Raw genomic sequence first — 19,791 nt, forward strand, 5'->3', positions numbered from 1 at the left:
AGCTCAGGAAGAAGCTAACCGTAAGGCCCAGGAAGAAGCTTCACAAAAAAGTAATGCTGTTGTTTCCTCATCTAGTGGTAATCATAACGGTTCTAATCGGAAACCTTTCCAAAATGATCCTAGTGATGACAAAGAAGCCAATACCACTTGTAAAGGACAAATTAAAGGAAATGCCAATTCGAAAAAATACCATGTTCCTGGTGGACAATATTATGATTCTACAAAAGACAATATTGTTTGGTTCTGTTCAGAAACTGATGCTCAAGCAGCTGGTTATGTGAGATCTAAAAAATAAAGTCAATTACATTAGAAAAGGAAACACTCTATAAGCGTTTCCTTTTCTAATGTCAAAATATTATTATCCATTTATTAATAGCAAACAATAAGCTATACCCTATTAAAAGATTAAATATAACTTGCTTTAAAAGCTTGTTGGACAGCTTGTACTTCAAATGAATTTTCACCATATAAGTTTGTTGCTATACGAATACAACTCTCTTTTAATTCTTTAAAATCAGAAATCATATTTAACTCATCTGTATTCACATAATACAAGATATTAAACATCTTATCTTTTTCCCAAATCTCTTTTCTCTCTTGCTTTTCTTTTAACTCTAACATTTCAAATTCCCCGTTATTATTTATTTCTATTCTCCAATTATCCCTATACATAATTACTTAGGTATGATTCCCTTTCCTCCTGTTGAGAAAATGTATTTTGATCAACTATTTAAATTGAAAAAAGAGGTTATTGTTATACAAATTACAATAATACATCCTACTTGAATCTCAACAAATCTAAAATGATAGAATATTCCGTCTTGTATTGATAAATGTTATTAAATAGATTTTGATAGAGGGAATTTCTGATATGATACTAATTGCTGAATAATATCTTTGGAGAGGATGAAATTGAACAATGAATGTTCATATACAGGGGAACGAGCAAATAACTCATTTATTAAATGAATGGTATCAAGAAATTAGGGCTAGGCATGTAGACGCCGCTCAATTACTTAAACAAGAAATTGAAAACAAAATCCATGATATAGAAGAAAATCAAACGATATTATTATACTACTCACTACTAGATTTTAGACATCAATATTTAATTGATAGCTTAAGTATTTCTAAAGATAGCTTTAAACAAAGTGATGCTTACAAAACTCCTACAGACGATTTCCTTTCATACTATTATCACTTCTTTAAAGCCATTCATTCCAATGTTACCGGCAATCATAGCCTTGCAAAAATACATTACGATAAAGCTGAATACCTATTAGAAACAATTCCTGATGAGATTGAACATGCTGAATTCCATTATGAGTTGGCCATTTTCTATTGTCATACACATAAATCGATTTTATGTATTAATCATGTAATGAAGGCGAAAGATATATTTTCAAAACATCCTGGGTATGAATTGAAAGTTGCCTTCTGTAATAACCTATATGGATTAGCATGTACTCATTTAAAGGAGTGGGAATTAGCTGAGGAACACTTTATCTCGGCTATGGATACATTCCAAAAAGAAAATTTAGAATACAATATTTTGATTGTTCGTCACAATCTAGGGTTTATGTATGCTACACAGAATTTATCCGAGGTAGCATTACGTTATTTATCTGAAGTTAATCAGAAGCTACCTAGCGATTATAAAGCTGTTTTTATTGAAGCTAGGGAACATTATAAATTAGGAGAACATCAAATTGCTCAAGAATTAATAAAAAAAGGCCTGCAGCTTTCTACTCAATTGGGAATTGAAGGCTATATACATCACTTTAAGATTTTAGAAAAAATGAATCTAAATAGTTGTGCTACTGATATAGAAAAAACTGTTTTAGAAGGAATTTCTTATTTTGAACGCGAAGAACTATATGAGTATATAAATGAATATACTGAAAAGTTAGCAACCCAATTTTACAAAGAAAATAATCATAAAAAAGCCAGCTATTACTTTTATGAAGCTAGTAAGGCCAGTGAAAAAAACTTTAAAAAAGGAGCATTAAAATGAAAAAATTAGCGGTTAGCTTACTTGGTATCTTAATTGTCGTTACAGTAACTTTTGGATCAAGTTCTTCAACAGGCTCTCAAAGTACCATAAATGTTATTAAATATTCACATGGGCATACTGGATGATGAAAGGAAGGATTATCCCTTCCTTTTTCTTATATTTTAGAATTCAATACGTATCCCCTCCTACATTTATTTATAAAAATTTAAGAAATAAATAATTCAAAAGATAAAATAAAAATACTATAATTAAAAACTTCCATTTGTTTCTTTTCGTTGGTTTTCCAGCATGTTGTATATAAAAAAATAGGGCAATACCTGCCATAGTAATTAAAAATATTTGATAATAATCAATCATCTGTAATACCCCCTCCATACAAAAAATAAGAAGTCTCTTTTTAAGAGACTTCTTATTTTTAATACAAACGACATACATAGGCTAAACATACACAATAAAGTCAGGATGATGTACTTTATTGCCTCTTTATCATAACATATAATTTATCATTTTTGTTTAATAATCCCATAAAATAAAACTTTATCAACCTTAAACTGGTTCATAATAAAAAATGAACTCAGATAAAATTAATAATATATTCACTTAATGCACATGGAATACGATCAAAAGATGTAGAAAGACAAGAACATCTTTTACTTTTTCATAATTGAATTTTTTAATTACAATATTTATATGTAATACAAACTGTGGAAATAAATTCGAATATCGGTTCAAACATTGATTAACTTCTTCTGAACTCATATGTGTAGCTGTATTTGCATAAAGCTGACTAAATAATCAAGTAACAGAATCACTTGTTCCTTCTCGACGAGTCCAGATACATAAAACCGTCAAATCTTGTGCGCCATACTAACTTTTACGGTTTACCAAATCTATCTCTTATTCAAGTTGTTGAAGATGGGTATGTCTGTAGTTCTTTAGTGAACAAATGAAACTCATCCCGAATTGATGGATTCATACAAAACGCCATCCTTTCTGTATATTTCTACAAAAAGAATAGCGTTTTTTGTTTTATGGATACACTTTTTTAGGTTAATAGCGACATGCTATAATCCCAAACCATTTGTGTAAACGATTAATATCCCCAAATGTCTACTTCAGCTGCTGAAGCAAATCCATTCTGTCCATTCGTTACTTCTATTTTTACATACTTTGCAGTAACTGGGTTAAATGTTGCTGTTTTCTTATCACTATTATTTCCCCATGTTCCTGATGATGCTTTTTCATATTTAATACCATCTACACTCGTATAAATACTGTACCCTAAAATGCGGCCGTTCTCTGATCCATCTTTTCTTGGAAGATAGTCCACTTTTGAAATTGTTTGATTTTTGTCAAGTTCCAATGTTAAATTGTATGGATATTGATTTGGTGTCCAACTGCTATGCCAAAATGTATCTGTTTTCCCATCAATTGCTTTACTAGCTGAACCACTTGCTTCCTCACTATTTGCACTTGCTTTCATTGTATTTTTAGGCAATACGTATGGTTTAACAGATGGAAAATCAGTTAGAATATCTACTTCAGCTGCTGAAGCAAATCCATTCTGTCCATTTGTTACTTCTACTTTTACATATTTTGCAGTAACAGGATCAAATGTTGCATTTTTCTTATTACTATTATTCTCCCATGTTCCTGATGATATTTTGTCATACTTAACGCCATCTACACTCGTATAAATATTGTAAGTTAAAATACGGCCATTTTCTGACCCATCTTGCCTTGGAAGATATGCTACTTGTGAAATGGTACGTGTATCGCCAAGTTCTAGTGTTAAATTGTATGGATATTGATTTGGTGTCCAACTACTATGCCAAAATGTATCTGTTTTTCCATCTATCGCATTACTAGCTGAACCCGTTGCTTCCTCACTATTTGCACTTGCCTTCATTATTTTTTTAGATAATACAGCAAGTGGTTTAACAGGTTTAGTATCCGTCGCTTCCCATATAGGTGCAATTAATGTTGGGTTATTTAAAGCTTCTACTTTTTGTCTCGTTTCTTGGGTTGCCTTCAATCCCCACTGATCAAAAAATGGAAGTACATTTTGTTTTGCTATTTTCGATGTATTGTAAATAAAAGCTTGAATTTTATCTTCGTCTGTTTTTGGAAGTTGATCCTCTGGTATCTCACGATATAATTTGTGAAGATTTGGATAAAAATCATCCCCATATGCCAAATGAAGCTGCCAAAGCATAACAAGTTTTACAAACAGGTCATCAATATTTTTATATTCTTTATTCGTTTGTTTTAAATAAGCAAAAGCCCTATTATAATCTCCCTCTGTATCTAAACGTGTTGGTTTATCTGGATATATTTTCTTGAATGCAGCTAAAGAATATAGATTAACAGTTACTTCACCCATACCTCTTAAATCATTCCACGTCCATGAATATTGTTGTCTTGCATGTCCCGCTTCATGCATTTGTCCCCATCCAAACTCATTTACATTTAAAGTACTTTTGATTGCTTCACCAGCAGTTGTAAAGACGGCGCCATCCCAACTTGCATACATGCCCCAGCTTTGTGCATTAGGGTTTTCTACAAAGGTCCAAATACGACGAGTTGAACGATGTAAAGGATTAGGTTCTGTTTCAGATAGCCCCGATATCTTGTCTTGCGCTCGAATCATTTCATCATATTTATTTAATAGTGGTACAGGATCTTGATTTACAATATATTTATTAGCACTATCACGAGTTACAGTTAGTACTGCTCGTTCTGATTTCAATTGTACTGCATGTGCATCTGGATATTTGTTCATCATGGCAACCCAGTCTTCTTTCGTGTGTTTCCCTAATTCAAAGAAAGGAATAGGACTACCGCCTTGCGTTACCTGCACCTTAACTGTTCCTGTACTTTGAAAATTATCTAACCCTAATACACCGCCGTTTGGTGAAGAGATAGTATTAGAGCCAGGAGAAAGATCAATTTCTTTTCCCCATTCTTTATCATATTGATGTGTCCCAATAATGGCTCTAATCTTTTGCGTTCCCGATACTGTAATTGTAACCTGTTCATTAGGTTTCACGTAAATGCCTGTTGGCATATAATTTTTTTGCTCACCTCTTTTTTCTCTTTTTGCTTCATCCCAAAAACTTCCTGTACCTGGAAGGTCAAACTCTCTTTGTTCAAGTTGAGTTGCAGTTTGTGCAGTTTCAGCATGTACAGCTAAATTATTTGTCATGATAGGTGCAAATAAAGTAGTTGCTAAAATAGCGGATGTCGCAAACACCTTTATAGTTTTTTGTAATCTACCACTCTTTCTTTTGTTCATATAAATCAATCCTTTCGTTCAATTTCATTATTACTTACATACGAAATATCAGTTTTCTCACTAATTTCAAAAGTGGATTTATTAAATGTACACGTATTTTAAACAATGCTGATTATATTTTTGGATGAGTATAATAACACTTCAAATTCTTTTCCTAATTAATCTAGAGATACATTTCCTTCATTGATTTTTTAAATCACTCCTCTAAATAAGAATTTAAGATAAATGTCCTTTCCCAAAGACCCTTTCCTAATTTTGGTATTTCGAATTAAGTATAATTCGAAAATAAAATTATACAATTGAGAAAAATAATAATGTTAAAAATTTACATACGCGTAAAGTTTTTAACATTTACTGAAAAATAATGTGTTATATGAGGATTAATTTAATATATTTGGTGTTAAAAAATATTTTTAATAGAGGATTGTTCATTTCCATTCAGAAAAACTCCACCTTGGTGTTTTCAAATTATGAAGTCCCCACTTTCTAGTCTTTCTACAAAAGATATAAATTTCAATCTCATTCATGATTTTTTTAATTACCCTTCCCTTCTGTTAAGAAGACTTCAAAACTTGAATAGATTACCTTATATCGCTACTTTGTGTATGCAAAATTACATACCAATCCCCATTGAAAATAATTCTCATTGTAACTATAATGGTTTCAGGGATTGGAATTTTCACTTTCGTTTCAAATCTCACAATATATTAAAGGAGGAAATACTATTATGAAAAAATTGGTTTTAGCAGGTGCACTAGGAATTGCAGTATTTTCAGGTATGAACTTACCAGGGGCTGAGGCATCAAAAGCGAGTGCAGCTACTACGAATTTAGAAATTCAAGAAGTCACAAAATACTACTCTATGAGTTCCTATGAAGTGTCTCAAAAAGAATCATTTAATCTTAAAAAAGGGGAAGAACTTACAGTCTTTGTACAAAATTCAGGGTTCCCAATTTCTTATACGGTCTTTGATGCGGATAATCAAGTAATTGGCACATTCAATGCTAATTCCCCATATGGTCGCGTATTTAAAGCGCAAAAAGACGGTAATATTTCTGTACAATTTCAAGCAGGTGTAAATTCTACGTACATGAAGAAGATGAATTTTACAGCTAAATTTGCTGTTTCTAAACTTAACCAATAATAAAAAATGTAACGATCCTCTTTAAAAACAAATTAAAAAGGTATATCCCTTCAATGGGATATACCTTTAGTTTTAGTGAATTTTATATTGACCAGATAGCTGCTCTTGCGCCATACGAACTAAACGTTTCGTAATCTCTCCACCTACTGAACCATTTGCTCGTGCAGTTGAATCCGGTCCAAGTGTAACACCAAACTCCTGAGCAATTTCATATTTCATTTGCTCAATTGCACTTGCTGCAGCTGCTATTAAGATTTCGTTTGAACTATTATTTTCGCGAATTTGCATTTTTTAACACCTCCGTTGAATTTGGTAATATCATGCTCTATTTCCAACAAAATATACAAAAAATTATTCGTTTAGCTATTGTACTTATATACCTAAGCTTTCATCCCTTATATGGGAATAAATAAAGGTATAGGTCATACCCTATACCTTTACCTTCTTCTATCCTACTTACTTTTAAATTCCCCTATTAACTCCTGTAACTCTTGGGAGAGCCACTTTAAAGAATTTGCTAACTCTGCAATATCTTGTACATACAGTTCTTGCTCCTTCATACTTGTCTCCACATTACTACTGCTATTCACATATGTATTTGCAATGTGTGATAATTCATTTACAAACTGAACAATAGTTTGATTATCTTTTAGAATGTCACTTGAATTATTCGAAGTCGCTTTAATTTGATTTGTAACAGATTGTGCAGATTCTGAAATCTTTTCAAAGAAAGCACCACTACTTTGAACTAGTGTTATTCCTAATTCTACTTCCTTTGAACTCTTCTGTATGGATCTTACAGCTCTCTCTGCTTCAGCCTGCGTTTCACCAATTAATTTAGCTATATCCCTTGCAGATGCCTCGGTTCTTTCCGCTAATATACGTACCTCGTCCGCAACACCTGAAAATTCTCCCCTCATTTCTCCAGCACATGAGAATTCAGTAGAAGCATTTAAAGCTAATGAATTTGTTTGATTTGAAATGGTTGTAATTACAGTAAGAATTTCATAAATTTCCTTAGATCGTACTTCTAATGCATAAATACTAGAAGATACCTCTTGAACTCTATCTCGGTTTCTTTTCATTTGATTCACAATTTGCTTAATCAAATCTTTTCCCTCTACAGAATGCTGCTCCATGTCTTCGAAAGCATTGCCAACTTGTTTTGCAGCTCCTTTAACTTCTTTCATCTTACTTTCCATCTCTTGAACAATCCCTAAACATTTTTGCACTACATATTCATGAGAATGTGCTCCTAAATTTAATCTTGTAATAGCACTTGCAATTTCTTTAAAAGCTATGCTATTTTCTTTTGTACTTATCGACAATTCCTGTGAAGATGTCGAAACCTGTTCAGCAGTCTGCCTTACTTTATCTATAATCCTATTAAACTTTTTAATAGTGTTATTAAAGTAGATATTAGTTATCCCTATATCATCAGACCTTTCATTCAATTTAATACTTAAATCCCCTTCACCAACTTTACGTAACCCTTCTTGTAAATCCTTTAAAGGCGATAGGGAGTTTCGTGAGATAAATATTTGAATTGTAATTGCGATTGTTAATGAAATTATTATAAATAGTAAACCTTGCACTATAAATTGTTTCTTTGTAATAGGAATAATAGAAGCGTCCAAATCCGCTGCTACAATTGCAATTATATTTTTATTTTCATCTGTAACTGGCTCTAAAATTGTTACCCAGAACCCTAATTTATCTTCATACACTTCTGTCATTTGTGCCTGTTTCGTTTTCATTACTTTATTGTATGTTTTCATCCAATGAGTAGGATGCTCATAATAGTCACCTGTTTTTACAGAACCTAATTTTACAGAAACTGTATTTGTTAATTTTGTATCCAAAGCTACTAATTGTAATTCAGCTTTATCATTTAGCTTGGCTCCTGTAACATATGTTTGTTCGACACTTTTCATACCTTTTATAGATTTATCTAATTGCTCTGTCAACTTTTCTTTCTTCACTCTTTGAGCTGTGGGGTCTTTTGCTACATCTCTTACTATTTCTAAATCTAATTGATTTAATACTGCATCACCTGTTTCAAAAGACTGCCTCTCAAATATAGACATCATACTATTTTGAAACATATTAAAACTTAACAACCCCATACTTCCTACAAGCGTTAGAATTACTAATACCGTTAGTAATACATTTTTTTGAAGCAACGATAGCTTATGCCAATATTTTTTCATTAATTTCACCTTTCTTATTTTCAACAATACATAAACAAAGTAGTAACATATTAAGAGGTCCTCTTTCAGTTATTAATTTAAACTTTAAAATAGCATACTGATCATTCAACCAAACTTTCCAATTTTTTTCATTTGCAATCGCATCTTTTATATGTCCAGCTGCTCCTGAAAATATATTAAAAGGAAGACGTAATACTTCTACTACTTCATCTTTTCTATTTGTACTGATTTCTTCTAAATCGATGATATTAAAGGATTTGCCTATAATAATTGCTATAATGTTTAATAGACGACTAAGAATATTTAAAATTCCATATTTATCTCCTAAAGATTTTCAAATTAGATTTGTTGCAGTACCTTCAGCGAGGATTTTTTATAATATTGTTAGTTTTAACTAAAGATAAGAATTTTTAAGAGCCTCATCTTTAGTTATTTTTATCTTGCAGAACAATAAAATCTGAAAGTTTAATTCAATCTCCTATTTTATAACTTTTTTCCTTATTTTTCTATAACATTATAATATTTACCTGTACAATCTAAACTTGGACTCTTTTGGCCTTTCCCCTTCAATTGTCTTAAATTCATATGAGTTAGCGCAGTAAGTAAATTTTTAATAAAAAACTTTTATATTAAAAAATGCAAAAATACATACTCCTCCAAAACTATTTGCACTTAAATATCCATATAGTAAAATAATTAGTACAAGTATGCCCTATACAGCATATTTCCTTAACGGGCTTGATATTGTATTCATCATAAAATTGGTATGACCTTAATATCTCACTTAGCTCTTTAATATTTTGATGTTAACAATATAGTGTTAAAACATCCCTACTTTATCGCTATACCTACATATAAGCCAAGAATCCAATTAAAGAACGATTTTCATCAACAGTAGACGAAAGCATGTCAAACAAAAAGAGACTCAATTATTTATTACTTTTTGTATAGATGTAATAAAAGATTATAGGAGAAATATATATGCTAAAAAAAATGAATAGATTTATGTTTGCTTTGCCTACCATTTCTTTTGTTTTTCTTATTTTATTAGGATCATTTTTATTCGTAATACCATTAGATCTATTCTTACCTGAAATACAAAAAAACCCAATAACAGAAGCCCCCCTTATTCTTCAAGCCTTATTAGGGGTATTAGCGGCACCTATATATGAAACAGTAATTTTTCAAGTATTTTTATTTTGGCTATTAAGTTGGATTCCTTACATTAAAAATCGCGATTACCTTATCATTTTAATAGCTTCAATTATATTTGGATTAAATCATCCATATGGAATCACTTATATAGTTGGTACAACGATAATTGGACTTTTATATAACTATGCTTATTGGGTATATAAAAAAAAGAATGAAAAATATCAGGTTACCATGTCTGCTTTTTGGGTTGTTTTTTTGATTCACTTATTACATAATTCTATTGCTTTTATAGCATCAAATTTATAAATATTTTAAAGATAATATAGATTAATGAGTTATGTTTGTACTTGTTAGAGGTAAGAGACACGATATAAGAATTAAAGAGAGGATAATTCGCTAATAATTCTAATAGTCTTGTTTCAGTTTGTTTATTTGAAGAATACAGAGAGAGAGCCCTGTCAGGTAGACAGTATTTTCAAAGTATAGCTAAGCCACCTGAGTCTATATTTGTATGGACTCAGGTTATTTAATTTCTTTTGAAATGTTTGATGGTTATAAAATTGTATATATTTGCGGACTTAACATAGATGAAGAAGTCTTTGTTATATGCATTATCCTAAAAGTTTTACTTTCGCGACATACTTTCCTTCATTTTTCTAACATCCCATCCTCTTCTTCCAATCGTTTAGTCTTAGTACCTGAACCTTTAGGTTTCATTCTACCTAAACATAACCCTTTTGTTTTCCCACGTTCTTCTTCTAGTTCTTTAATACCTAAAGTTTCGAATTATTTCATCCAACGTCTTACAATTGAATAATAAATGTCTATTTCTTTCTTAACAGTTTTATATCTTCTTTTAAGTATAAACTCATTTTCTTTTCCTTTCATTTTGTATAGCAAGTAATTCTAATTTACCCCATAGAAAAATCCCCTCCATAATAAATAGGTTAATGTGTTTTCTTTTTCCTATCTACTATGAGGGGAGAATAGCATACTAAAGATAGCTTCTTTTTTGTAAATGATCTAAGATTCTAGTGCAGTAATTAATTGCTGACGTTCTTTATCTCTAAAAATTTTAATTTCATGTTTAAATTCATAATTTCCTTCTTCAAATCTAACCCATTCCTTACTTGTCCAATATACAACATCTACATTTGCATCTAAAATTACAGAACATATGTCTACTAATTCTTCTTCGTAAAATGGTGCTTCTTTTGCTAGTTCAAAAGCTAGTACTTTTGGATCCTTACTTTTAATTTGAAGTTCCCTTGAAGTTTGCCCTAAATACTGCCATGGGGAATATAGAGATTGCACATGAACATTTCGAGTTTCTTTAAACTGTGATGGAGAATGTATTGTAGCAGCAAATGTAGGTTTGCTCACTCCTATTGTTGTACCTAAAGCAATAGAACTAATAATAAGTTTTTTAATCATTTTTTCAGCCCCTTTAATTATTTTGGATATGCTTCATTTTTATACTACGTTCATGTTCGTGTAAATGAAGATGATTTGACATGATTCATCATTTTTTTCAAAAACTGAATATTAATTAATCGTTATAAATTTACCCAAAACAAAAAAAGTTTCCATAAGGAAACTTTTTTGTTTTGGGTATACATTATATGTATAAAAATTAGTTTTAAAAATATTTACTTATTTGTTGATAAAATTGTATATGGATATTGTTCCTACTATTATCTACACACATCTCATGCAAAGCCTCACTACAACATAAACAAATTCATCTTATGACCGCATTTCTTCTTACGAAATTAAGTGATTGTTTCAATAGTTAGTTTGGGAATTGTAGAATTACTTTCTTTCTCAGCCCTATTATTCTGTTCTTTTGCCTAAAATTCCAATATCCCCATTACTTCTTTTGTAAATAGTTTAAAATCAGTTAAATGTTTTTCAATAATTTGACGAACAATATCTAAATTTACACTTTGATAATCATGAACAGCAATATTACGAAATCCAACCATCGCCTTTAACTTATTTGCTAGCTCTGCGCTAAGTAACCCTGCTGTAACCAATAAATCAAAAGCTTCACGACTAGATTGAGGTAGTCCTAATTTTTTCCCTGCAACAATATGCATTGCTAAATCAATACTCGCTTCACAAGCTCTTTGTATATTTAATATTATTGAATCTTGCTTTGTATAATCCTCTAAATTTTCAGGGTCATTTCCATACACATCTTGGATTCTTTTTATACAACGCTCTATTGTGGAAATTTTATTTAAAATAACCTCATTCTTCATATATTGAACCTCTTTTCTTTATATCATCGAATACTATCTTGCGTTCCTCATTCAATTTTGAATACATTTTTAAAGTTTTCATTTCAAAAATGATTTTCCGTTCTTCATCAGAACAAAATATTGTCTTTCCTGTATGTATAATCTGAGCTTGAAAAACTGTAGAAGCTTCGGATAAATCAACCAAATCAACATCTCTATGAACAATGTTAGCTAACTCCTGTGCTAATAAAAAACGTTCATAATTCCCTAAAGTTGTGTCACTTAAATAAGCTATATCAATATCGCTATCTTCTCGTTCTCTATTCTCAGCCGTTGATCCAAACACAATTATCCAATAGGGATTCACCGTCTCTTGTAATTTTTCTATAATAGCTGTTATCATGCTTTGAAAAATCATCTAATTAATCCCCCTTAGTATACTTGAACTTTATTATATCATAACCAATCATAAATCCTTTAAACGACTACAAATACTTAAACAAAATTAAGCCTTTTTAGTACTTAACTCCTCACAAAATTAGAAGCTTATCTCTTACCTAAAATTATTATAGTTCAGGAGTAGATATATTGTAGCTTTGGATCTTAAATAATTGTTAATAATCCAACACTTTCCTGTTAAATGCCTTTTATATTTTTTTCCTGCAAAAGTAAAAGACTGACAATAACTGTCAGCCTCTTACTTTAACAACTCTAAAGAACTTTAGCCTATTTCACAATATACATTCTAATAGTTTGAGGACATATTGCTCTAACAAAGAATTATATATTAATCCACCTTTAATTTTTCTTTTGCCTTTGTAGGGAGTTCGTCCTTTTTAACTTCTTCCCAAGATTTCACACCTTTTTTCTCAGAGTAATACATACGTAAAAACGCTTCTTTACGAAGGTTTTTTAACGCTGTAAACTCCATTTCTTTCTCTTTACCATCCTTATCAAATCCAGGTAATTTATATTCGTAAGTCGTATCCCCATTTACATTTTTCTCTTTTAATTTTTCACCATCCTTGATAATTTGCACATAATATGTATCTGTACCAAGACGATTTAAATTACACCCCGATAACAACACAGTAAACATAACAAAAACAATACACATAAACACTATTCGTTTCATATTATTCACCTCATATATTTTTTCACAAAAATTATATCCTAATCTATTGGCTGTCAAAATTCATTTCTATTACGCTAACATTACGTTTTTGTAAGGTAGTAAAAACAGCATAAAATTAAAAGGATATGAATTCATATCTCTATTGAATTCATATCCTTTGTTCATATTGAGTAAACTATTTTGCATCATTCTAAATAGAAGGTATTTCTATTATTCTGGGAACATAAAGCTAGAGTCCCCTTCACTATTAGCGGTATCTTCTTGCGGGAATGTAATAGTAGATCCTTCATTTCCCTTATTTCCTTTATTTATTTCTTGTTCCTCAGGAAATACAATGGAAGAATCATTACCTAAGTTTGGTGAAAAACCAAGTTTAGATAAAATGGCCTTTAAGTCAGGTAAAACACCAATTTTATCAGAGATTGGATCGTTAGATTTCGTTCCAGTACTAGGGTCACTTAAAATAGCCCTAATCTGGCTTGGTGTATATACTTTCCCTTGATTATTTTTTGCTATTCCTTGAATTGATGCTGCAGCGCCAGCAATAATAGGCGATGCACTAGATGTTCCAGCAAAACTAGATGTATATAGATTTGTTATAAATTCACTTGGTTTAGCATCTGTAGTATCTACTGCATTCCCCCATCCGTACACATCCACTCTACTACCGTAATTAGAGAAATATGAACGCTTATGAGGAACCCTTGCAGAAGCTGCCCCAACCATAATTGCCCCTGAATCTTTAAAATCAGGACTATTACGATTTAAAACTTGTTTACCATTACGGTCTCTAAATTGATCCAAATCATTTCCGCCGTTTGCACCTGCTTCAATAATAATAATTCCCTTATTTGTTCCCATACGAATTGCATCAAATATATCTGGTTTTACTTCCACAGGAAAATAGTTCTTATCTCCATATCCATCGTAAGTTGCTTGTGCCTCTAGTAAAAGAATATCTCCAGCTTGCATATTGTTAACCGCACTTAAAATAGCATCAGCTGTATTATAATTTCCGTTATCCCTAATCTGGGATACAACCTTTACCTTAGCTTTCGGTGCGATCCCAATTCCACCTATGTTATTATCCTCTGCCGAAACAATGCCTAAGACTGAGGTACCATGATCATGGTGCTCGCTTTTATTCTGTCCAGATATCAATTCAATCTTTTGATTCACTAAATCCTCATGACTAAATAACCACCCATACTCCATATCTACGAAAGTAGTTCCTTTTCCATCTCCACCTTTTATGCTCCAGGCATAAGGTGCATTAATTCCTAATGGTGCTGGTTCAAGGTAACCTTGTCTTGTAAGTCTAGGCTCATCATATGGATTAACAGATAAATTTGGCAAACGCTCTTCTGGTGGCGCCTCTTCTTCCTGTAAATACGCCGTTTCAACAAGAGATGATTTTTCAATTTTTGTAAGTAATGCTTGTAGATCAATATCATCTTGAGTTTCTACAATATAATAGTTTAGCAAATTAGAAGAAATATGATCGGAATCTTTTATTTCTTTACCAAGATTTTTAATTTCTTTAGGATTTAAAGAATTAAAAAGTCGATTTATAGTTACATTTGGATATTTAGCTAAAATTCCAATTAATTCAGGATCTTGTTTTTCTTCTTTAATGAATTTTTCTATTCCATCCTGATATGGTAAATTCGCTTCATTTTTAAATTTCAAAATTAATTGTTTAGTAACTTGCTTATGTACAGTAGAATTCAATTGCTTATTTGAATAATTGTAGGTAGCTGCATAGGCAACTTCTGATTTTTCACTTGGAAGTAGTACACCCACCCCATTAAATGCTGTTAATGCAATTGAAGAAACTAGAATTCCCTTAAAAATTTTCAAAACGTGCACCTCTTTTTATTAATATATACTTATAAAAAAATGTATTTTACCTAATTTCTTTTTATATAAACGTTTTATATGTAGGACTATATTTTCAACTCCATTCATTCTTTAATATTTATTTATACATCATTAATACAACCAATTCATACCAGCCATTTTATTAATTCAGTTGCATAACTGTAACTATTATAGTTACACCTTTGTGGAATAGTCAACCTTAAATGCAATTTTGCATTTACAATCATACATACTTCTATCAACTTACTCCCAATTATTTCAAGAGAAGTTGAACTTCTATCATTTTGAGTAATTGCATATATATAATATAGAACATATAAGGGAGGTTAAAACGTGGTAATCTCAAGACAAGATTCCTGGACTGATGATAACGATTTACTTCTCGCATCAACAGTACTTCAGAATATTCGTAACGGTGGAACACAATTATCTGCATTCAAAGAAGTAGCGAAACTACTAGCTAGAACACCCGCAGCTTGTGGATTTCGTTGGAATTCATATGTGAGAAAACAATACCAAGAAGAAATACAACAAGCAAAACAAGACCGAAAAATGGGAAACAACATTCCCCTCTCCCCATCAGAAAAAGAAAAAAACTCTTTGTCTATTACATTAGATGATATTATTCTCTTTCTACAAAATTATAAAAATGTGAATGAATTGACAAAGTTACAAAATCAAATTGAAGATTTAGAAACAGAGAATCAATCTCTTCTACAACGTATAACTATGTATGAAGAAGAATATCGAATGTTACTGAACCATATCGATAAGACAAGAAATTTAATTGCAGTGGATTAAACAGCATAACTATAATAACTTTCCAGTAGGATTTTCGCCCGTCAAAACCACAATAGATAAAGAATATTCAGACTATTATTAGTAGTAATAAGTAAAATACACATACATAATGTATGTGTATTTTTAATTTGACTATTATTAAAAGAAATATTTAGTCTATGTTACATCTTTTCTAGTATTTCTTGTCTTTCACACCATTTTGTTAGCTTTTCTAATGCTTTTTTAGATAAACGTTTTGTTTTATAATTACAAAACCTAGATAATGTAGACGGAGAAATACTAATTTCATCTGCTATTTCACGAATGCTTACCTTTTTTTCATTGTGTACTTTCAGTATTTGGTCACGGATCTTTTTCTCTATTTGTTCGACTGATTCTACAGTCTTCTTTATTTCTTTAACAACTGTTACTTCCGGTAATTGCTCTTGTGGTTCCTCTATACTCTTCTTTCCTATTACCCTATCCATTGACTGTAGCATTTCTTCAGGTGGTAAAATCGTTATTCCTAAGTTGGTGTAATAATTTTTAAACCAATTACGTTTCCCAATTTGTTGTTCATCCAGTGGATCACTATACTCCCAATGAGAGATTACTTTTTCATTTTCTAAATCCATTAGAACATTTTCTAACTGTTCTCTAATACGATTAGGCTTCCAATCTTTTGGGATATCCATTACTGCTAGCAGTCCTTTGTCCCCACCTATAGAATATGGCTTTTTCAATGATGAATACATTTGTCTAATTCTCCATTGCCATGTTAAGTATCGAATTAACCTTTTATGATATTTGTGTCTATAACTATTGTATTCAAGTGCTTTTTTAGATAATAGGGCTGTTGTATTATTTGATCCATACAAATAATTAGTTAAAAAGCTACCCGGCTTAATACGACAAGATTCAATGCCCATGTATTCGTTAGTAACACTATGTCTCCATAAAACAACTGAATCTAATACAAATAATCTTTTGATAACTTCACGCTTTAATTCTAAACGTTCCCCATCATCATCACGGTCATTTAATACAACGACTTCATTCTCATCATTTAAATAGATAAAAATGCTTGCTAAAGCTGCAATTCTCTTTGCTATCTTAATTTTATCTTCCGCTCTATAGTATTCTTTATTTTTAACAACTGTTTTTGGAATGTTGCACATTTCTAAAACTTGTTCATACGAAAAGTCAATAAAATCATCTGGAGATTTTGCTTCATTAATCCACTGTATTGTGATTGCATCTAAGCAATCTGCCGTTAAATCATCCATATTACTCATTACGTCATCTACAAGGGTATTCCATCGAGCTGCTTCTTCTATATTGGTAAGTCTTAAATCTTCATCTTTGTGTGAAGAAAGTTGAGCTACACCATTAGAAGACCTCGTTTCAATGGGATATTGTAAGACCTTACTTATTTCATCTTCTTCAAATTGATTCTTTGCAATCCCATCTCTTAATTTATAATAAACAGCAGAGTTATTTACCTCGTAATAATCCTCGTGATTCACTATATTTGGCTTATCTATATTTTGATCATTTTCTAATATTAAAGAATTTGTATGTACTACATTTTGAAATTCTTTTTCTATAAATACTTCAATTTCTTTATATATTTCTTCTTTATAAGAGTCAATTTTCGCATAAATTTGTAATAATGTAATTCCGGACTCTTGCTTTTTCTCTAACCAAGATACTAATGCAGTAAATGATGGAGAAGCATGGGGTGATGTGAGTACTTTATTATTATTATTTTCAACATCTTTAAAGTATGCATTCCACTTATTCCATACTAGCTCGTTAGTTTTATAAATTGGCTCAGAGATTAGCAATGCATCTCGAAACATTTGTAATAAGTTATCCACTTTCTTTTCCTCCCTAAACCATGGATCACAATAAAATAATTCTTAGTATAAAAATCTTAACTACTATTATATTTAATTTATTGTAACAGATATTTACAAATTTTTGTTTCTTTCTTTCCTTACATTTATTTCCTTAACTCCTCAACTTGCAACAGTTTGCCCTTTCTCTTACCTATTTCTTTCAACTTGCACACTTTTTGCGCTTTGCTTTCCTTAACTCTTTAACTTGCAACAGTTTGCTCTTTCTCTTACCTATTTTCCCTTACTTACATTCCTTTTGCGCTTTGTTTGCCTTATTTTTCTCAACTTGCAACATGCTGCTCTTTCTTTTCCCTATTTCTACTTACTTGCATTTCTTTTGCGCCTTTCTTTCCTTAACTCTTTAACTTGCAACAGTTTGCTCTTTCTCTTACCTATTTTCCCTTACTTACATTTCTTTTGCGCTTTGCTTTCCTTAACTCTTTAACTTGCAACAGTTTGCTCTTTCTCTTACCTATTTTCCCTTACTTACATTTCTTTTGCGCCTTTCTTTCCTTAACTCTTCAACTTGCAACATGCTGCTCTTTCTTTTCCCTATTTCTACTTACTTGCATTTCTTTTGTGCTTTTCTTTCCTTAACTCTTCAACTTGCAACATGCTGCTCTTTCTTTTCCCTATTTCTACTTACTTGCATTTCTTTTGCGCCTTTCTTTCCTTAACTCTTCAACTTGCAACAGTTTGCTCTTTCTCTTACTTATTTCCCCTTACTTACATTCCTTTTGCGCTTTGTTTGCCTTATTTTTCTCAACTTGCAACATGCTGCTCTTTCTTTTCCCTATTTCTACTTCCTGCATTTCTTTTGCGCCTTTCTTTCCTTAATTCTTCAACTTGCAACACGTTTGCGCTTTATCTTACCTATTTCTAATCAACTTGCAACACGTTTGCGGTATCCTTTCCCTATTTCTTTCAACTTGCAACAGTATAATTTATTTCTCAACCAAATAATTTTTAAAAAAATCATGTCATTTTAAACTTTTTTTAGCTATTTATCTCATATTTTTAATAAGTTACATACATAATATGCAACATGTTTGCGGTATCCTTTCCCTAACTTCCCTACCATTTTCACTATAATCCCTTATATACCAAGGGTTTAGGTGCTTTTCTATTTACTTTTATACATATTACCCAACTTGCAACACGTTTGCGGTATGCATGCCCTTATTTTTCTCACAAGATGCAACACTGTTTGCGGTATCCTTTCCCTACTTTCATTCTATAAATGCCAACAAGTCCTTTTATATCAAGGCTAATTATTACGATTTATTTTTAATGATTGCATTCACTAACTTGCAACACGTTTGCGGTATCCTTTCCCTAACTTCGCTGCCATTTTCACGCTAATCCTTTATATACCAAGGGTTTAGGTGCCTTTTCACTTACTTTTATACATACCACACAACTTGCAACACGTTTGCGGTATCCTTAACACAAAAAAAAATCATGAAATTCTCTTATCCCTTGATAACACTAGCTTCATAAGCTGTTGCAAGTTGCTATTTTTCTTCTTAAAGGAGCAGCTTTCATCATTTTTCGATTTGCTATAATCAAAATTGGTATATTTTATAGTATTTTGGCATATATTTCTGAATTTGTAGAACGGAGGTGAAAAAGATGGGGAAATCATTTGTGATACGTAATCAACGTAGCTTAAATGGGGAAACAACCAATGCTGTGCTAGTAACCATAAAATCTTGGCAAAAATTTGTGGAAACATTTGAGGAGAAATACTACAGCTATAAAGATACATATTTGGAAGATATTCTGCAGCACATGACATACGAAGAACGTACTGCTGATGTAGAAGGCTTTGTCGAAAAAGCTAAACCATCTTTTTCACGTCGCGCAATGTCTACACTTGCAGAAAAAACTGGAAGAAAGCATAAATTATACGGCATTACAAATGCTGATCTCGAAGTATTCTTATATCTGCATAAGAAATGCTTTACTAATGGTGTCATTCCCAATGTAACCATACATATGATGTGGGAAGATTACAAGCAATATAAAGAAGA

16 protein-coding genes and 2 pseudogenes are annotated in these 19,791 nt (G+C 31.3%); 7 read left to right on the forward strand and 11 right to left on the reverse strand.

Going from position 1 to position 19,791, the window contains the following annotated elements; all coding sequences use genetic code 11:
* Positions 1–295 (forward strand): annotated as a pseudogene (locus RT27_RS35575) (protein TolA); the annotation flags it as partial.
* A gap of 110 nt (positions 296–405) precedes the next feature.
* Here RT27_RS35575 and RT27_RS31285 read toward each other — a convergent pair.
* Complete coding sequence (locus tag RT27_RS31285) at positions 406–672, reverse strand: M4 family metallopeptidase (RefSeq protein ID WP_269429658.1); 267 nt, start codon at positions 670–672, stop codon at positions 406–408.
* A 247-nt stretch (positions 673–919) separates the two neighbouring features.
* On the opposite strand from RT27_RS31285, the gene RT27_RS31290 reads away from it, so the two are divergent.
* Positions 920–2,014: a Rap family tetratricopeptide repeat protein gene (locus RT27_RS31290; protein ID WP_043939122.1), complete on the forward strand. Its 1,095-nt coding sequence runs from the start codon at positions 920–922 to the stop codon at positions 2,012–2,014.
* The gene (locus RT27_RS36185; protein ID WP_255287578.1) at positions 2,011–2,139 is read left to right on the forward strand and encodes a hypothetical protein; all 129 of its coding nucleotides are present in this window, start codon (positions 2,011–2,013) and stop codon (positions 2,137–2,139) included. The genes RT27_RS31290 and RT27_RS36185 overlap by 4 nt, the downstream gene beginning before the upstream one ends.
* Before the next feature lie 70 nt (positions 2,140–2,209).
* On the opposite strand, the gene RT27_RS35580 is transcribed toward RT27_RS36185, so the two are convergent.
* Both RT27_RS35580 and RT27_RS31295 read right to left on the reverse strand, forming a co-directional pair.
* Positions 2,210–2,371, reverse strand: a complete 162-nt coding sequence (locus RT27_RS35580) for a hypothetical protein (protein ID WP_176545337.1) — start codon at positions 2,369–2,371, stop codon at positions 2,210–2,212.
* A gap of 736 nt (positions 2,372–3,107) precedes the next feature.
* Positions 3,108–5,309, reverse strand: a complete 2,202-nt coding sequence (locus RT27_RS31295) for a M60 family metallopeptidase (RefSeq protein ID WP_043939124.1) — start codon at positions 5,307–5,309, stop codon at positions 3,108–3,110.
* A gap of 727 nt (positions 5,310–6,036) precedes the next feature.
* Here RT27_RS31295 and RT27_RS31300 point away from each other — a divergent pair.
* Entirely contained in the window at positions 6,037–6,453 is a 417-nt protein-coding gene (locus RT27_RS31300; protein ID WP_043939126.1) for a hypothetical protein, read from the forward strand.
* A gap of 72 nt (positions 6,454–6,525) precedes the next feature.
* On the opposite strand, the gene RT27_RS31305 is transcribed toward RT27_RS31300, so the two are convergent.
* Together RT27_RS31305 and RT27_RS31310 are read right to left on the reverse strand one after the other, a co-directional pair.
* Positions 6,526–6,741 carry an alpha/beta-type small acid-soluble spore protein gene (locus tag RT27_RS31305; protein WP_016083127.1) on the reverse strand — a complete coding sequence of 72 codons (216 nt, stop codon included), beginning with the start codon at positions 6,739–6,741 and terminating at the stop codon, positions 6,526–6,528.
* 164 nt (positions 6,742–6,905) lie between these two features.
* The gene (locus RT27_RS31310) at positions 6,906–8,663 is read right to left on the reverse strand and encodes a methyl-accepting chemotaxis protein (protein ID WP_043939130.1); all 1,758 of its coding nucleotides are present in this window, start codon (positions 8,661–8,663) and stop codon (positions 6,906–6,908) included.
* A 981-nt stretch (positions 8,664–9,644) separates the two neighbouring features.
* Here RT27_RS31310 and RT27_RS31315 point away from each other — a divergent pair.
* Positions 9,645–10,124, forward strand: coding sequence for a CPBP family intramembrane glutamic endopeptidase (locus tag RT27_RS31315; RefSeq protein ID WP_043939132.1), 480 nt, complete (start codon positions 9,645–9,647; stop codon positions 10,122–10,124).
* Positions 10,125–10,841: 717 nt separating this feature from the next.
* On the opposite strand, the gene RT27_RS31320 is transcribed toward RT27_RS31315, so the two are convergent.
* The 5 genes from RT27_RS31320 to RT27_RS31340 form a co-directional block, all read right to left on the reverse strand.
* The gene (locus RT27_RS31320) at positions 10,842–11,252 is read right to left on the reverse strand and encodes a hypothetical protein (RefSeq protein ID WP_043939134.1); all 411 of its coding nucleotides are present in this window, start codon (positions 11,250–11,252) and stop codon (positions 10,842–10,844) included.
* 416 nt (positions 11,253–11,668) lie between these two features.
* Positions 11,669–12,082, reverse strand: a complete 414-nt coding sequence (locus RT27_RS31325; protein ID WP_000787545.1) for a DUF86 domain-containing protein — start codon at positions 12,080–12,082, stop codon at positions 11,669–11,671.
* Positions 12,072–12,479: a nucleotidyltransferase domain-containing protein gene (locus RT27_RS31330; RefSeq protein ID WP_000577221.1), complete on the reverse strand. Its 408-nt coding sequence runs from the start codon at positions 12,477–12,479 to the stop codon at positions 12,072–12,074. The genes RT27_RS31325 and RT27_RS31330 overlap by 11 nt, the downstream gene beginning before the upstream one ends.
* A 369-nt stretch (positions 12,480–12,848) precedes the next feature.
* A complete protein-coding gene (locus RT27_RS31335; RefSeq protein WP_043939138.1) occupies positions 12,849–13,196 on the reverse strand; it encodes a YxeA family protein in 348 nt (115 codons plus the stop codon).
* A gap of 210 nt (positions 13,197–13,406) precedes the next feature.
* Complete coding sequence (locus RT27_RS31340; protein ID WP_043939140.1) at positions 13,407–15,056, reverse strand: S8 family peptidase; 1,650 nt, start codon at positions 15,054–15,056, stop codon at positions 13,407–13,409.
* 354 nt (positions 15,057–15,410) lie between these two features.
* Between RT27_RS31340 and RT27_RS31345 the strand changes: the two genes are divergently transcribed.
* Positions 15,411–15,878: an RsfA family transcriptional regulator gene (locus RT27_RS31345; protein ID WP_043939142.1), complete on the forward strand. Its 468-nt coding sequence runs from the start codon at positions 15,411–15,413 to the stop codon at positions 15,876–15,878.
* A gap of 161 nt (positions 15,879–16,039) precedes the next feature.
* Here RT27_RS31345 and RT27_RS31350 read toward each other — a convergent pair whose 3' ends face one another.
* On the reverse strand, positions 16,040–17,737 hold the full coding sequence (locus RT27_RS31350; protein WP_000369377.1) for a hypothetical protein: 1,698 nt from the start codon (positions 17,735–17,737) through the stop codon (positions 16,040–16,042).
* A gap of 1,653 nt (positions 17,738–19,390) precedes the next feature.
* On the opposite strand from RT27_RS31350, the pseudogene RT27_RS31355 reads away from it, so the two are divergent.
* Positions 19,391–19,791, forward strand: a pseudogene (locus tag RT27_RS31355) (hypothetical protein); the annotation flags it as partial.

Origin of the sequence: Bacillus sp. L_1B0_5, from assembly GCF_000836715.1 — a bacterium.
In the GTDB taxonomy this organism is placed as follows: domain Bacteria; phylum Bacillota; class Bacilli; order Bacillales; family Bacillaceae_G; genus Bacillus_A; species Bacillus_A thuringiensis_S.

Bases quoted from the DNA above. Each gene is read 5' to 3' on its own strand.
- RT27_RS31305 (WP_016083127.1), bottom strand. From the start codon at position 6,741: ATGCAAATTCGCGAAAATAATAGTTCAAACGAAATCTTAATAGCAGCT.
- RT27_RS31320 (WP_043939134.1), bottom strand. From the start codon at position 11,252: ATGATTAAAAAACTTATTATTAGTTCTATTGCTTTAGGTACAACAATA.
- RT27_RS31315 (WP_043939132.1), top strand. From the start codon at position 9,645: ATGCTAAAAAAAATGAATAGATTTATGTTTGCTTTGCCTACCATTTCT.
- RT27_RS36185 (WP_255287578.1), top strand. From the start codon at position 2,011: ATGAAAAAATTAGCGGTTAGCTTACTTGGTATCTTAATTGTCGTTACA.
- RT27_RS31285 (WP_269429658.1), bottom strand. From the start codon at position 672: ATGTATAGGGATAATTGGAGAATAGAAATAAATAATAACGGGGAATTT.
- RT27_RS31300 (WP_043939126.1), top strand. From the start codon at position 6,037: ATGAAAAAATTGGTTTTAGCAGGTGCACTAGGAATTGCAGTATTTTCA.
- RT27_RS31290 (WP_043939122.1), top strand. From the start codon at position 920: ATGAATGTTCATATACAGGGGAACGAGCAAATAACTCATTTATTAAAT.
- RT27_RS35580 (WP_176545337.1), bottom strand. From the start codon at position 2,371: ATGATTGATTATTATCAAATATTTTTAATTACTATGGCAGGTATTGCC.
- RT27_RS31325 (WP_000787545.1), bottom strand. From the start codon at position 12,082: ATGAAGAATGAGGTTATTTTAAATAAAATTTCCACAATAGAGCGTTGT.
- RT27_RS31310 (WP_043939130.1), bottom strand. From the start codon at position 8,663: ATGAAAAAATATTGGCATAAGCTATCGTTGCTTCAAAAAAATGTATTA.
- RT27_RS31295 (WP_043939124.1), bottom strand. From the start codon at position 5,309: ATGAACAAAAGAAAGAGTGGTAGATTACAAAAAACTATAAAGGTGTTT.
- RT27_RS31335 (WP_043939138.1), bottom strand. From the start codon at position 13,196: ATGAAACGAATAGTGTTTATGTGTATTGTTTTTGTTATGTTTACTGTG.
- RT27_RS31330 (WP_000577221.1), bottom strand. From the start codon at position 12,479: ATGATTTTTCAAAGCATGATAACAGCTATTATAGAAAAATTACAAGAG.